The sequence below is a fragment of the Nocardioides sp. 503 genome, assembly GCF_004522095.1.
GTDB lineage: Bacteria > Actinomycetota > Actinomycetes > Propionibacteriales > Nocardioidaceae > Nocardioides.
The window spans coordinates 425,481-440,363 of record NZ_SPUI01000002.1 but is presented as its reverse complement, the minus strand read 5'-3'; the positions used below and the strand labels follow the sequence as shown (position 1 = coordinate 440,363).

Genomic DNA, 14,883 nt, shown 5'->3' with positions numbered 1-14,883 from the left:
CGCTACCGGCGTCCGGGGCACGACACGGCGTGACCTCAGCGGCGCGTCCGCAACCCCCAGCCGAAGGGGTAGAGCGGGTCGTAGTCGGCGTCGCCGACGTTGATGGGCTCCTGCGCGACCGACCGCGGCCACGTGACGGGGAGCCTGCCCGTGAACGGCTTGCGCCCGAAGAGGACGTCGGCCACGCCGCCGCCCTCACCGCCCGGCAGCCAGGAGGCGACCAGCGCGTCGATCTGCGTCAGCAGCGGCCGCGGGATCACCATCGGCCGCCCGGAGACCACCAGCACGGTGCAGCTCGCCGCGCGGGCGCAGACCGTGCGGACCGCCTTCCGGTCCGCCTTCGACAGCTGCATCGTCTGCTCCTGACGGGGCACGCCGTTGTCGCCGGGGTCGTAGGCCCACTCGGGGCCGCCGACGTCGCCGAACCCCTCGGCGTACGGCGTCTCGCCGACCACCACCACGCCCGCTGCCCCGCGAGGCACCGGCGTCGCGGCGGTCTCGCTGAAGCGCACCGGCCCGCCCGAGGCGTCCCGGATCCCGTCGAGGATCGTCTGTCCGGGGATCACGTTGGTCGAGCCGCCCTGCCAGGTGAGGGTCCACCCGCCCGCCTGGTTGCCGATGTTGTCGGCGTTGCTGCCGGCGACGTAGACCGGCTGGCGGCGTGGGCTCAGCGGGAGCGTGCGCTGCTTGTTGCGCAGCAGCACCTGCGACTGCGCGACCGCCTGCCGGGCCACGCTGCGGTGCGCTCTGCTGCCGATCGTGCGGATGTTGGTGCGGTCGGTGAGCGGGCGCTCGAAGAGACCGAGCTCGAACTTCGCCGTCAGGATCCGCGAGACCGCGTCGTCGATGCGGCTCATCGGCACCGTCCCGCCCTCGACGGCCTCGGTCAGCGTGGTGACGAACTGCTGGTAGCGGCCCGGCTCCATGAACATGTCGACGCCTGCGTTGACGGACGTGGCGACCTGCTCGGCGTACGTGCCCGGGAGCTGCCCGATGGCCAGCCAGTCGGAGACGACGAGACCGTCGAAGCCCAGGTCGCCCTTGAGCACGTCGGTGAGGAGCTCCCGGTTGGCGTGCATCTTGACGGGGTTGCCGAGCCCGTCCTCGGTCCAGTCGACCGAGGAGAACGACGGCATCACCGAGCCGACGTGGTGGCGGCGCACGGCGGGCCGGTAGGGCGAGAGCGCGAGCTCGTCGAACTCCGCGCGCGAGACCCGGTCGATGCCCTGGTCGACGGTGTAGTCGCCCTCGCCGGTGTCCCACGCGGTGAGGCCGTCGCCGGCGAAGTGCTTGGCGGTGGCCAGGACCCGGTCGCGGCGGTGCAGCTGACCGGGCCCGCCCTGCAGGCCGTCGATGACGGTCTCCAGGCGCCTGACCAGGCGCGGGCTCTCGCCGAAGGACTCGTAGGTGCGTCCCCACCGGTCGTCGCGGGCGACGCAGACGCAGGGCGCGAAGTCCCACTGCGGGCCCGACGCGCGGGTCTCGATCGCGGTGATGTGACCGATCCTCTCGACCAGCCGCGGGTTGCGGGTGGCGCCGAGGCCGATGTTGTGCGGGAAGACGGTGGCGCCCTGCAGGTTGCCGTGGCCGTGCACCGCGTCGACGCCGTAGATCAGCGGGATGCCGAGCCGCGTGTCCAGGGCGGCCCGCTGAAGGGTGTCGACCGTGTCGGCCCAGGCGCGCGGCGTGTTCTGCGCCGGGACCGAGCCGCCGCCCGACAGCACGCTGCCCAGGGCGTAGGTCGTCACCAGGCTGGGGTCGTCGATGACGTCGGCGCGCTCGGCCTGGGTCATCTGGCCGACCTTCTCAGCGAGCGTCATCCGGGCCAGCAGGTCGGCGACCCGGCGAGGGACGGACAGCCGGGGGTTCTGGTACGGCAGCCGCGCGGCCCCCGACGAGGAGGTCGCCCAGGCGGCGGCGGGTGCCTGGGCGTCCGCCGTCGGCGGCGCCAGCAGCGAGGCGGTGACCGCGGCGGCGACGAGGGCGCCGCCTGCGGCTCGGCGCCGGGACGTCCGGCGGGTGCGTGGTCGTGAGGCGTGCGTTGACATCGATGCTCCTTGCCCGAGTTCAGGAGACCCGAGGGTCCCGAGACCCGCCGGGCGCGCCCCCGAGGGCGCCTCGCCAACGTAGGAACGCGCAATCGGCCGAGTCAATGCGTAAAGATCGCGTAACAGTCGGTTTTTAGTGCGCGTCCCGGACGAATAGTGCCTAGGCTCTTGCGCCATGACCGCCCCCAGCACCGGGTCACTCGAGCGCCTCCGCACGGCCAACCGCCGTGCGGTCACCTCGCTGCTCTCCGCCGGGCCGATGAGCCGCGCCGACCTGGCCCGCGGCACCGGCCTCTCGCGGACCACCGTGTCCAGCCTGGTCGCGGAGCTGATCGACAGCGGCCTCGTCACCGAGACGACCGACAAGGCGCGGCCGCACAAGGGCGGCAGCGGGCGACCTCCGGTGCTCGTGGTGCTGAGCGCCCCGAGCGGCGGCGTGGTCGGGGTCGACGTCGGCCACCGCCACGTCCGGGTGGCCGTCGCCAACCGCACCGGTCACGTCCTGGTCGAGGACTGCGCCACCGTCGACGTCGACACCCACGGCGCCGACACCCTGGACCGCACCGCCGCCATGGTCCGCGCTGCCCTGCGCACCGCCGGCCTCGATCGCGCGGAGGTGCACGCCGCCGGGATGTGCGTCCCGGCGCCGCTCGACCGGCGTTCGTCGCGCGTCAGCACCGGCATCCTGCCCGGCTGGCGCGAGCTGTCCCCCGGCGAGGAGCTGCAGCGCCGGCTCGGCCTGCCGGTCTACGTCGACAACGACGCCAACCTGGGCGCGCTGGCCGAGGTCGAGCGAGGCGCGGCGCGCGGGCTCTCCGACGTCCTCTACGTCAAGGTCGCCAGCGGGGTCGGGGCCGGCATCGTGCTCGGCGGGCGGCTCCACCGCGGCACGAGCGGCATCGCCGGCGAGCTCGGCCACGTACAGGTCGGTGAGGACGGCCCCATCTGCCGCTGCGGCAACCGCGGCTGCCTCGAGACCCTGGTCTCCGCGCCCCGCCTGCTGCACGTGCTGCAGCCGGCCTACGACGAGGAGCTCGACGTCGAGCGCGTCCTGGAGCTCGACGCGGACGGCGACGCCGGCGTACGCCGCGTGCTGAGCGACGCCGGCCGCACGGTCGGGCGGGCGCTGGCCGACCTGTGCAACGCCCTCAACCCCGAGATGGTCCTGCTCGGCGGCTCGCTCGGCACGTCGTCGTCCCTGGCGGTCGGGATCCGCGCCTCGATCGACCGCTACGCCCAGCCCGACACCGCGGCGGCCGTCCGCGTGGCCGCCGGGCGCCTGGGCGACCGCGCGGAGATCATCGGCGCCGTGTCCCTGGCCATCGCGCGCGTGGCGGCGGGCTGAGCCTGCGGAATCGACGAGGGCGGCGGCCTACCCCACCGATGCCGATCCGGAAACCACGAAATCCGTGGATTACCCGCCGCCGGTCCGGGCATGCCTTGACAGCCCGACCATCCGAACGGGCGGAGACGGAGACATCCACGATGCGCAAGGAAACGTCCACGGCGGCGGCTCGCCGAGTCGAGGGGGTCCGACCATGACGGTGATCGACATCAGGATGAGTGCGATCTACCGCGCCTCCCACGACGTGCTGCCGGAGAAGGCGACCGAGTTCGCGGCGCGCGCCGGCGACATCTCGGGCGCGATCGAGGCCATCACCGCCCAGGTGGCGCTGGCCGGCAACCATCCGATCGCCGAGGACCTGTCGGCCCTCTCCGTGGAGCTGTTCGTGCACCTGCGCTCGATGGTGCGGACCTTCAACGACACCGCGACCGCGCTCGACGTGATGGCCGACGACTTCGTCGAGGTCGACTCCGAGGCCGCGTCCTGGTTCGCGCAGCACCAGCAGTACGTCGGCGACCCCGACGTCGCGGCCGAGCCCAGCGCGCCGGCGGTGTGAGGTGAGCGAGCTGATCGAGCGGCTGGACCCCCTGTTCACCGAGATCGTCGACGGCATCGGCGAGCTCGACGGGAACGAGAGGTGCTCCGACCTCTTCGACAGCGAGGAGAACCGGCACCTGGAGGACGGCTGGTGCTTCGAGACCGGCTACTTCAAGATCCCGGGATCGCACCCGTGGGAGACCACGGCCAACTACGTCGCCATGCACCCCACCCACCCCGACTGGTTCGACCAGACGGTCACCAACGCCCAGCGCGAGAAGCTGTTCCAGGAGGCGCTGACCACGGTGTGGAACGAGGGCCACGACAGCTGGGTGAACAGTGCCGTGCCGGCCGTCTACCGCAGCGCCAGCCGCAACGTCTGGGAGCCGGACCCCTCAGCCATGGAGTCCCCGGTCCAGGCGCTGACCGACCTGACCCGTTGGCTCTCCGACCAGCTGCAGGTCGAGGCCGGCTGGGTCTCGCCGCAGGACGGCGACGCAGCGCAGTGGCTGGCGGACCTGCACCAGCACTGGCCGGCCACCTCGCGGAGCTCGGAGAGCTTCTACGCGTTCTGGACCGACGTCAACGACAAGTGCGGTCTCTACCTCCACGCCGCCGCCCGACTGGCCTCGTCCAGCGCCCAGGTCGCCGCGGTGCTCTCGGACTACCAGACCAACATGCTGCGAGTGACCGAGAAGGCCCGCGACCGGGTCCGCGAGGCCTTGGAGCAGTGGCAGGCGTGGAAGAACAGCAGCGGCGCCTGGCCGACCGGCGCCATGACCGACAACAGCGGTGTGGAGGAGATCCTCGGTCACGTCAGCACCGTCAGCGGACTCATCGCGCTGATCCCGCCGGCGACCGCCATCGCCGGCAACATCAGCCTGGTCACGGGCCTCGTGACCTACATCATCCCCGCCGAGTCCATCGAGATGGAGGTGCTCAGCGCCGCCACCGCCTCCGCCATCCATCAGGGCTTCCTCAACGACCTCAAGCGGATCACCGAGGAGATGGGCAAGGCCCTGGACGGTCTCCGCACCGAACCACCCGGCGACGGCAGCACGTTCGCCCACCAGGGGCTGCAGGCCTACGCCGCCGACGTCGTCTCCAACCGCAACGACTGGACCCCGCCATCGGTCCACGTCTAGACGCGGGGCGGACCGCTGGTCCGCCCCGCCGACGCCACCTCCTAGGCTGCGGTGACCGATCGCCGCGTCGCCTCGCGGTCTCGGTGGCGCAGGGAGGAAGACGTCGGTGAGTCAGTCGGTCGGCCGCTACCGGATCGACGCGGTCCTGGGATCGGGCGCGATGGGAGTGGTCTACGCCGCGACCGACACGACCCTCGGTCGGACCGTGGCCATGAAGGTGATGTCGGGAGCCCTGGCGGCCTCCCCCGAGTTCCGGGCCAGGTTCCGCCGCGAGGCCGAGGTGCTGGCGCGGCTCGACTCGCCACACGTGGTCTCCATCTACGACCACGGCGAGGCCGACGGACTCCCCTACCTGATCACCCAGCTCGTCGCCGGCGGCGACCTCGGCGTCCTGCTGAGCGCCCGAGGACCCCTGCCGCCACGCCTGGCGCTGCGCGTCTGCGCCCAGGTCGCGCAGGCACTCGCCGCGGCGCACGCCGTGGGTGTGGTCCACCGCGACGTCAAGCCGTCCAACGTGCTGCTGCGCGACCCCGACGCCGCCGACCTGCACGCCTACCTGTGTGACTTCGGGATCGCCCAGACCGACGCCGGGGACGCCACCGCGCTCACCCAGGCCGGTGGCGTCGCCGGCACCTGGGGCTACCTCGCGCCCGAACGCGGTCGCGGCGCACCGGCCAGCCCCGCCAGCGACGTCTACGCGCTGGGCTGCGTGCTCTGGGCCGCGCTGAGCGGGGCGCCGCCCTACACCGGGTCGGACATCGAGATCGCGCTGGCCCACGAGCGGGGACCGGTGCCGCGGCTCGCGACCGACTCCGCGCTCGCTCGCGGTCTCAACCGCGTCCTGGCCAGGACACTGGCCAAGGACCCGGCCAAGCGCCCGGACGCGGCCACGCTGCGCGCCGAGCTCCTCGCCCTGGAGGAGCTGGAGGGGCGGCCGACGGTCGTCGCGGACCACCGACACGCGACCCGGCGCCGCCGGAGGCTGACGGCGGTCGGCGGCCTCGCGCTGCTCCTCGTCGTCGGCGCGACCACCGCCGTCGTCGTGGGCCGCGACGAGGACCCGTCGACCCCGCGGGCGTCTCCTGAGGGGCCCTCGGGCGCGCTCGGCGCCGGCGACGGGCCGGTGCGCGGCGACCTCGACGGGGACGGGCTCGGCGACGTCGCCGTGACCATGAACGTCTACGAGCCCGAGCCCGCCGTACGCAGCCTCGAGATCCTTCGCTCCACCGGCACGTCCTTCGACGACCCGGAGCCGCTGGGACGATCGCCCGAGATCGACGAGCTCAGCACGATCCTCACCGGCGACTTCGACGGCGACGGCACCGACGAGGTCGTGGGCCTCGCCCTGTCCGACGACCGCGAGCACACCTCGGTGGTGTGGGCCGACGGGAGCCGCACCGAGACGCTGCCCCTCCTGGGCCAGCCCGTTGTGGGCGACTTCGACGGCGACGGACGTGACGACCTCGCCTCCGTCGGCGGGAGCGACGGCGAGCTGTCGATCACGTTCCTGGGGTTCCGCGACGGCTACGTCGCCGACCCCGAGCAGTGGCTCACCGCCTCGGACTGGGACGACGACCAGGCCGTCGTCGCCGGTGACTTCGACGGCGACGGACGCGACGACCTCGTGTTCCAGACCACCGGGCCGCCCCTGGCCGAGGCCACGCGGCGCGACTCCCGGCTGCGGCTGGCGCTCTCCACCGGCAGCGGCTTCACCGCCCCGGGCCGTCCCCAGCGCTACTCCGACGGTGGTGGCACCCACCCCCGGGCCGGCGACTTCGACGGCGACGGCGCCGACGAGGTCGTGCTCGTGCCGCAGTGGTACGACCGAGCCATCCTCGTCGTCGACGTCGACGGGTCCCGGCTCGACCCGCAGGCTCGTCCCGCACCGGCTCCGGACAACCCTGAGCTCGAGATGGTCCAGTCGATGGGCGTCAGCGACGTGGACGGCGACGGCACGGACGACCTCGTGGTCCTGCTCCACGACTCCGGGGGGCTCGCACCGCTCCACGTCGCCCGCGGCGGCACCGACGGACTCGTCGCGGACGAGCAGTGGGCCGACCTCCGAGGACGGACCACGCTCTTCGACGTCGCCGACACCGTCCCCTACGACCGGTGAGCCGGCCCGTCAGAGGTGGTCGAGCAGCCAGGTGGGGCTGAGGATCATCGCGCCGTGGTGCTCGACGCGTCCCATGAGGATCCGGTCGGCGGTGACGACGGTGACCCGGTCGCCGCGCTCCGCGGCCTTCTTGGCCTCGGCGACGATCGTGTCGTCGCCACTGCCCCTCGCGTGCACGGTCGTCACGTGAGCGTCGCGACCGGCGCGGACGCCGCCCTTGGCGGCACCCTCGAGCACCAGGACGACCTTGTCCTGGGGGACGTCGGCCACCATCAGCTGCGCGTGCAGCCGCTCGGCCGCGCCTGCGCGGTCCTTCCACCAGCCGTCGGGGCGGGCGCCGACGACGTTGGCGCCGTCGACGACGAGCGTGGTGGTCACTTCAGGAACTTGGAGAAGTCCTGCGGCAGGTTGAGGTTGGCGGCGGCCTTCTCGTAGTCGACGGGCTCGGCATCGGGGTCGCCGAACGGGTTGGCGGCCGCGGCGGCTGCCCGCTCCTTGGCGGCGGCGGCCTCCTGGGCCGCCTTCGCCGGGTTGCCGGAGCGCTTGGCGCCCTTGCCCTTCTTGGTCTGGGCCTTCTGCTTGCCCCGCTTGCCGCCGGCTCCCGGCAGACCCGGCATCCCGGGCATGCCGGGCATCCCGGGCATCCCGCCGCCGCGGGCCATCTGCATCATGACCTTGCGCGCCTCGAAGAACCGGTCGACGAGCTGGTTGACGTCGGAGACCATGCGGCCCGAGCCCTTGGCGATGCGCGCGCGGCGCGAGCCGTCGATCATCTTGGGGTTGGCCCGCTCGGCCGGGGTCATCGACTGGATGATCGCCTGGATCCGGTCGATCTCGCGCTCGTCGAAGTTCTCGAGCTGCTCGCGGAACTGGCCCATCCCGGGCAGCATCCCCATGATCTTCGACATCGAGCCGAGCTTGCGGACCTGCTGCATCTGCTCGAGGAAGTCGTCGAGGGTGAACTCCCCGCCCTGGCCGCTGAGCTTGGCCGCGGCCTTCATGGCCTGCTCGGAGTCGAAGCTCTTCTCGGCCTGCTCGATCAGGGTGAGCATGTCGCCCATGTCGAGGATTCGCGAGGCCATGCGGTCGGGGTGGAAGAGGTCGAAGTCGGTCAGCTTCTCGCCGTTGGAGGCGAACATGACCGGCCGGCCCGTGAGCGAGGCGATCGACAGGGCGGCACCACCGCGGGCGTCGCCGTCGAGCTTGGTGAGGACCACCCCGTCGTAGCCGACGCCGTCGAGGAACGCCTGGGCCGTGACGACGGCGTCCTGGCCGATCATCGCGTCGACGACGAAGAGCACCTCGTCGGGGCGCACGGCGTCGCGGATGTCGGAGGCCTGCTGCATCAGCTCGGCGTCGACGCCGAGGCGCCCCGCGGTGTCGACGATGACGACGTCGTAGAGCTTGCGCTTGGCCTCCTCGATCGACTCGCGCGCGACGGCGACCGGGTCCCCGACGCCGTTGCCGGCCTCCGGCGCGAAGACGGGCACGCCGGCGCGCTCGCCGTTGACCTGGAGCTGCTTGACGGCGTTGGGGCGCTGGAGGTCGCACGCGACCAGGACCGGGGACTTGCCCTGCTCCTTGAGCCACAGCGCCAGCTTGGCCGCCAGCGTGGTCTTGCCGGCGCCCTGCAGGCCCGCGAGCATGATGACTGTCGGCCCGGTCTTGGCGTAGCGCAGCCGGCGGGTCTCGCCGCCGAGGATCGTGACGAGCTCCTCGTTGACGATCTTGATGATCTGCTGGGCGGGGTTCAGCGCACCGCTGACCTCCTCGCCGCGCGCCCGCTCCTTGACGGCACCCACGAACTCCTTGACCACCGGCAGGGCGACGTCGGCCTCGAGCAGCGCGATGCGGATCTCGCGCGCCGTGGCGTCGATGTCGGCTTCGGAGAGCCGGCCCTTGCCGCGAAGGTTCTTGAAGGTGTCGGCAAGCCGGTCGGAGAGGGTGGCAAACACAGGTGTGGCGTCCTTGGGCAGGCGAGGTGAGGGGCTTCTAGCGTGGTCCAGCCTATCCCGCGGGGGTGCCCGAGCCGTCCGGCCCCGTGAGCGCCGCGCGTACGGCGTGAGCCGCGTCCGCTGCGCGGGTCTCGGAGAGCGCACCGGCCGACGGCTCCACCACGTAGAACACGTCCACCGCCTGCGGCCCGAGCGTGTCGACGTGCGCGGAGCGCACCTCCACGTCGAGGCGCGCGAGCGTGGCGCACACCAGGTAGACCACGCCCGGACGGTCCGCGGTGCGCACCTCCAGCACGGTCGCGTGGTCGCTGGCCTCGGGCCGCACCACCACGGTGGGGGCGAGCGAGCCGCTGCCGCCGGGCCGCAGCCGCGCGGACGGGTCGACGCGTCCGTCCACGATGGCGTCGAACTTCTGCCGCAGGATGGCGGGCTCGAGGTCTTCGCCGGCGACCTCCCAGACCGACACGCCGTACTCGCCCTGCGACCAGACCCGGGCGGCGCGCACGGGCGTGCGCTGCAGCGCGAACATCGCGGCGAAGTCGGCGAGCAGCCCGACCCGGTCGACGGCGATGACCGTCACGCGGGAGCCGTCGGGCACCGGCTCGACCGAGATGAACACCGCGTCCCCGCGCAGGTCGGCCGGCACCGGCACGTCGTCGCTGCTGATCGGCGGCAGCGCGGCGCCGGTGTCGAGCGCGGCGTGGGCCCGGCGCGCGAGGTCGAGCACCAGCCCGGAGCGCCACGACGACCAGGCCTTGGGCGAGGTCGCCTTGGCGTCGGCCTCGGTGAGGGCGCCCAGCAGCGCGACCGCCTCGACGGTGCGCAGACGGGAGGTCACGAGCTCGACGGTCGCCGGGTCGTCGGGGTCGCGGGTGGTGGCGGTCTGGGCCAGCAGCAGGTGCCAGCGCACCAGCAGCGCGATGAGGTCGACGCAGTCGGGGGCGAAGCCCATCCGGGCGGCGATGGTGCGGGCGATCGGCTCCCCCGCGACGCTGTGCTCGGTGAGCCCGCCCTTGCCGATGTCGTGCAGGAGCGCGGCCACCATCAGCACGTCGGGGCGGGCGACCCCGCGGATCAGCGCCGAGGCCTCGATGCAGGTCTCGACGACGTGCCGGTCGACGGTGAAGCGGTGGATGACCGACGCGTGGGGCAGCGAGCGCACCCGCTCCCACTCGGGCAGGAAGCCGGTGAGCGCCTCGGTCTCCTCCAGGGTCTCCCACACGCCGAGCAGGCTGCGGCCGGAGGCGAGCAGCCGCACCAGCAGCTGACGTGCCTCGGCCGGCCACGGGTCGGGCAGCGGGGGGCACTCCCGCACCAGCCTCGCGGCGGTGGCGGGGGCGAGCACGACGTCGCGCTCGGCGGCCGCCGTCGCGGCCCGCAGGAGCAGCACCGGGTCCTCGGCCGGTCGAGCCTTGCGGTCGAGGACGATCTCACCGGACGACAGCGCGACGCCCGGCGCGACGGGCTCGAGCGAGGGCCGCCGCGCGCCCTTCACCGAGACCGGCCGGGCCAGCACCGCGTCGACCCGCCGCCACGCCAGCCGCGAGAGGTGGGTGATCCGGCGACCCAGGTCGCGCACCTGCACCTGCGCGGCGAGGTCGTCCGCGAGACCCAGCGCCGCGGCGAGGTCGCCCCAGGCCTCGGGCGTGATCCGGTCCGTGGCGCGTCCGGCGTTGGCGTGCACCAGGTCGCGCACGTCGAGCAGGGCCAGCCGGCTGCGCTCGAGGTCGACGTGGGGGACGTCCACCAGCCACGTCGCGACGAGACCCCGCAGGACCGTGGCGTCGCGCAGCCCGCCCTCGGCCTCCTTCACGTCCGGCACCGAGAGGTGGGCCAGCTCCCCCACGAGCTCGTGCCGCGCGCGGACCAGCGCGTGCAGTGCCGGAAGCCGCTCCCGGGCGCCGCGACGCCACTCGGCCAGCATCGTCGTGCGCAGCCGCAGCGTGAGGTGGGGGTCGCCGGCGAGGTGGCGCAGGTCGAGGAGCCCCGAGGCGACGCGCAGGTCGGCGGAGGCCGCCGACAGCATCTCGGGCATCGTGCGCACGGAGTGGTCGAGCTTGCTGCCGCTGTCCCACAGCGGGTACCAGAGCTTCTCCGCCAGCGCCCCGACGTCGACGCCCTCGTCGGAGACGAGCACCACGTCCAGGTCGGAGTACGGCGCGAGCTCGCCGCGGCCGTAGCCGCCCACCGCCACCAGGGCGGCGCCGGCCTCGGGGCCGCCGGATCCCTCGTAGGCGGAGACGCACAGGGCGTCGGCCGCCGCGGTCCGCTCGGCCCGTTCGGTGGCGGTCATCTGGTCAGATCGCCGCGTCGTCCCGGTCGCCGGTGCGCACGCGCAGCACGGAGTCGAGCGGGGAGACCCAGACCTTGCCGTCACCGATGCGGCCGGTGCTGGCGCTGGTCTGGATCGCGGAGACGATCGTGTCCACGTCCTCGTCGCTCACCACGACCTCGAGGCGGATCTTGGGCACCAGCGCGACGTCGTACTCCGCGCCCCGGTAGACCTCCGTGTGGCCCTTCTGGCGGCCGTAGCCGCTGACCTCGGAGACCGTCATGCCGGTGACGCCCACGGACTCGAGGGCCACGCGGACGTCCTCCCACTTGTGCGGCTTGATGACCGCGGTGACGAGCTTCATGCGGTGGCTCCTGGGGGTCGAGGGCTGGGCGGGGCTCCGATGATGCCCCACATACGTGACGGCGACCCGGCTGTCTCGGACAGCCGGGTCGCCGAGCCACGCGGCTAGAGCGCCGCCTCGTCCTTGTCCCCGGTGCGGACCCGGATGACGGTGTCGACCGGGCTCACCCAGACCTTGCCGTCGCCGATCCGGCCGGTCTGCGCGGTCTTGACGATGATGCCGACGATGTCGTCCGCGTCGTCGCCGTCCACCACGATCTCGATCCGGATCTTCGGCACGAGGGCGATGTCGTACTCCGCGCCCCGGTAGACCTCCGTGTGGCCCTTCTGGCGGCCGTAGCCGCTGACCTCGGAGACCGTCATGCCGGTCACCCCGAAGGTCTCGAGGGCCTCGCGGACGTCCTCCCACTTGTGCGGCTTGATGACCGCGGTCACGAGCTTCATCAGCGTGCTCCTTCCGTGACGACGGGCTGGGTGCCGAGCACGCCGGTCTTGCCGCCGCCACCGCCGCCCATCCCGGTGTGCAGGTCGTAGGCCGTCTCACCGTGGGCGGCGAGGTCGATGCCCTCGACCTCGTCCTCCTCGTCGATCCGCAGGCCCAGGGTGAACTTGATGGCCAGGCCGATGATCGCGGTGATCACGCCCGAGAACACCACGGCCACGAGCACGCCGAGCACCTGGTCGCCCAGGGAGCCCAGACCGCCGCCGTAGAGGAGGCCGTCGATGCCACCGGCGCCGTCGGAGGTCGAGAAGACGCCGATCAGGACGGTGCCGGCGATGCCGCCGACCAGGTGGACGCCGACGACGTCGAGCGAGTCGTCGTAGCCCAGCTTGTACTTCCAGCCCACCGCCCAGGCGCAGACCGCGCCGGCGATGACGCCGATCGCGACCGCACCCTCGATGTCGACCGCACCCGCGGCCGGCGTGATGGCGACCAGGCCCGCGACGATGCCGGAGGCGGCGCCGAGGGAGGTGGCCTTGCCGTGCATCAGGCGCTCGACCAGCAGCCAGCCGAGGATGGCGGCCATCGTGGCGAGCGTGGTGTTGGCGAAGGTCCGGCCGGTCTCGGAGAAGAACTGCGCGACGTTCTCCTCGTCGGTGGCGCCGGTGAACACGATCGAGCCGACGTTGAAGCCGTACCAGCCGAACCACAGCAGGCCGGCACCGAGCATGGTGAGCGTCAGGTTGTGCGGACGCATCTGGTCCTTGGGCCAGCCGATGCGCTTGCCGAGCAGGAGCACGAGCACGAGCGCGGCGACACCCGCGTTGATGTGGACGGCCGTGCCGCCGGCGTAGTCCTGGGCGCCGATGCGACCGCAGATGAGCGAGTCCTCGGTGCAGCTGAAGACCATGTGCGCCATCGGGAAGTAGGCCAGCAGCGCCCACAGGGGCACGAAGACGACCCAGGCGGAGAACTTCATCCGGTCCGCCACCGCGCCGCTGATCAGCGCCACGGTGATGATCGCGAAGGTCATCTGGAACATCACGCCGATGTAGCCGTCGGTCGGGACGTCCTTCAGCCAGAGCATGTCGGTCGGGCTGGCGAAGAACGTTCCGTCACCCGCCCAGCCCATCGACCAACCGACGGCGACGTACAGGATGCCGACGATCGCCGCGGCGATGTAGGACATCATCATCATGTTCAGCACGGACTTCGACCGCGACATACCGCCGTAGAAGAGCGCCAGCGCCGGCACCGTCATCATCAGGACAAGAGCTGTCGCGACGAGCATGAAGGCGTAATAGCCGTCCACAGAACCTCCAGGAAACTCACAACCGGGAGACGTGCCCCAGCAGCGACCGCGTTGTCGCCGCGAGGTCCCCACCTCATTGGTCAGAACCCTCGGGCGTGCAGGTTTCGCGGTTCACCGTCGGATGTTGCGGGCAGGCAACGAGTTCCCGGGTTGTGTTACTTCCCTGTTACGGCTCGGGGCGCCCGGCTCAGCCGAGGAGGGCGTCGACGAAGGCGCCGGCGTCGAACGGCGCCAGGTCGTCGGGACCCTCGCCGAGGCCCACGAGCTTGACCGGCACGCCGAGCTCGCGCTGCACGGCCACGACGATGCCGCCCTTGGCGGAGCCGTCGAGCTTGGTCAGCACGATGCCCGTGACGTCGACGACCTCGCTGAAGACGCGCGCCTGGATCATGCCGTTCTGCCCGGTGGTGGCGTCGAGCACGAGCAGCACCTCGGTCACGGGCGCCTGCTTCTCGATGACGCGCTTGACCTTGCCGAGCTCGTCCATGAGGCCCTGCTTGTTCTGCAGGCGGCCGGCGGTGTCGACGATGACGGTGTCGACCCCGGCCTCGGCGCCCTGGCGGACGGCCTCGAACGCGACGCTGGCCGGGTCGGAGCCCTCGGGGCCCCGGACGACGTCGACGCCGACCCGCTCGCCCCAGGTGGCGAGCTGCTCGACGGCCGCGGCGCGGAAGGTGTCGGCGGCGCCGAGCGTGACGCGCAGGTCCTCAGCCACCAGGATCCGGGCGATCTTGCCGACGGTCGTGGTCTTGCCGGCGCCGTTGACACCGACGACGAGGACGACGCCGGGCTGGCCGTCGGCCCCGGTCACCTGGAGGCGGCGGTCCATGTCGGGGTCGACGAGGGCGAGCAGCTCCTCCCGCAGCGCGGCGCGCGGGTCGGCGCCGCCGTCGACGCGCATGCGGGTGCGGAGGTTGTCGACGAGCTGCTGGGTGGGCGCCACGCCGATGTCGGCGGTGAGCAGGGTGTCCTCGATCGACTCCCAGGTGTCCTCGTCGAGCCGGTCACGGCTCAGCAGCGCGAGCAGGCCGCGCCCCAGCCCGCCCTGCGAGCCGGCCAGCCGCTGGCGCAGGCGCACCAGGCGCGACGCGGTGCCCTCGGGGCGCTCGAGGGTCGGGGCCTGCGGCTGCGCGGCGTCCGGCTCGATCGTCGCCGGCGGCGAGCTGAGCTCGACCGGCGCCTCGCCCTCGGCCGTGGGGACGCCGAGGACGTCGGTGTGCGTGTCGGGCAGCGGCTGCGGGCGCCGCCGCCGCGTCACCACCAGCCCCGTGACGGTCGCGACGAGCGCGAGTCCCGCGACGGCGATGAGCAGGATCACGAGAGCCAGGGCATCCATGGCGCAATCCAA

The 14,883-nt window shown here is 72.7% G+C and carries 12 protein-coding genes; 4 read left to right on the top strand and 8 right to left on the bottom strand.

The window, feature by feature from the left end; translation table 11 throughout:
- Positions 1-35: 35 nt before the first annotated feature.
- Complete coding sequence (locus E4622_RS03090; protein WP_209021765.1) at positions 36-2,048, bottom strand: glycoside hydrolase family 3 protein; 2,013 nt, start codon at positions 2,046-2,048, stop codon at positions 36-38.
- Between the two features lie 175 nt (positions 2,049-2,223).
- Here E4622_RS03090 and E4622_RS03085 point away from each other — a divergent pair, with 175 nt between their 5' ends.
- From E4622_RS03085 to E4622_RS03070, 4 genes are all read left to right on the top strand, one after another.
- Complete coding sequence (locus E4622_RS03085; protein ID WP_134738601.1) at positions 2,224-3,393, top strand: ROK family transcriptional regulator; 1,170 nt, start codon at positions 2,224-2,226, stop codon at positions 3,391-3,393.
- A gap of 193 nt (positions 3,394-3,586) precedes the next feature.
- The gene (locus tag E4622_RS03080; protein WP_134738600.1) at positions 3,587-3,949 is read left to right on the top strand and encodes a hypothetical protein; all 363 of its coding nucleotides are present in this window, start codon (positions 3,587-3,589) and stop codon (positions 3,947-3,949) included.
- 1 nt (position 3,950) lies between these two features.
- The gene (locus tag E4622_RS03075) at positions 3,951-5,075 is read left to right on the top strand and encodes a hypothetical protein (RefSeq protein WP_134738599.1); all 1,125 of its coding nucleotides are present in this window, start codon (positions 3,951-3,953) and stop codon (positions 5,073-5,075) included.
- Between the two features lie 106 nt (positions 5,076-5,181).
- Positions 5,182-7,191, top strand: coding sequence for a protein kinase (locus E4622_RS03070; RefSeq protein WP_134738598.1), 2,010 nt, complete (start codon positions 5,182-5,184; stop codon positions 7,189-7,191).
- Positions 7,192-7,200: 9 nt separating this feature from the next.
- Here the strand turns inward: E4622_RS03070 and E4622_RS03065 are convergent, their stop codons facing one another.
- The 7 genes from E4622_RS03065 to ftsY all read right to left on the bottom strand — a co-directional run bounded on the left by E4622_RS03065 (position 7,201) and on the right by ftsY (position 14,871).
- Entirely contained in the window at positions 7,201-7,569 is a 369-nt protein-coding gene (locus tag E4622_RS03065) for an NYN domain-containing protein (protein ID WP_134738597.1), read from the bottom strand.
- On the bottom strand, positions 7,566-9,146 hold the full coding sequence (gene ffh / locus E4622_RS03060; protein ID WP_134738596.1) for a signal recognition particle protein: 1,581 nt from the start codon (positions 9,144-9,146) through the stop codon (positions 7,566-7,568). Before ffh ends, E4622_RS03065 begins: the two co-directional genes overlap by 4 nt.
- Positions 9,147-9,198: 52 nt before the next feature.
- Positions 9,199-11,439, bottom strand: a complete 2,241-nt coding sequence (locus tag E4622_RS03055) for a [protein-PII] uridylyltransferase (RefSeq protein ID WP_134738595.1) — start codon at positions 11,437-11,439, stop codon at positions 9,199-9,201.
- A 4-nt stretch (positions 11,440-11,443) separates the two neighbouring features.
- Positions 11,444-11,782 carry a P-II family nitrogen regulator gene (locus E4622_RS03050; protein WP_134738594.1) on the bottom strand — a complete coding sequence of 113 codons (339 nt, stop codon included), beginning with the start codon at positions 11,780-11,782 and terminating at the stop codon, positions 11,444-11,446.
- Positions 11,783-11,886: 104 nt separating this feature from the next.
- On the bottom strand, positions 11,887-12,225 hold the full coding sequence (locus E4622_RS03045) for a P-II family nitrogen regulator (RefSeq protein WP_134738593.1): 339 nt from the start codon (positions 12,223-12,225) through the stop codon (positions 11,887-11,889).
- On the bottom strand, positions 12,225-13,535 hold the full coding sequence (locus E4622_RS03040; protein ID WP_245155854.1) for an ammonium transporter: 1,311 nt from the start codon (positions 13,533-13,535) through the stop codon (positions 12,225-12,227). Before E4622_RS03040 ends, E4622_RS03045 begins: the two co-directional genes overlap by 1 nt.
- 187 nt (positions 13,536-13,722) lie before the next feature.
- Positions 13,723-14,871 carry a signal recognition particle-docking protein FtsY gene (gene ftsY / locus E4622_RS03035; protein WP_209021764.1) on the bottom strand — a complete coding sequence of 383 codons (1,149 nt, stop codon included), beginning with the start codon at positions 14,869-14,871 and terminating at the stop codon, positions 13,723-13,725.
- Between the last annotated feature and the right edge of the window lie 12 nt (positions 14,872-14,883).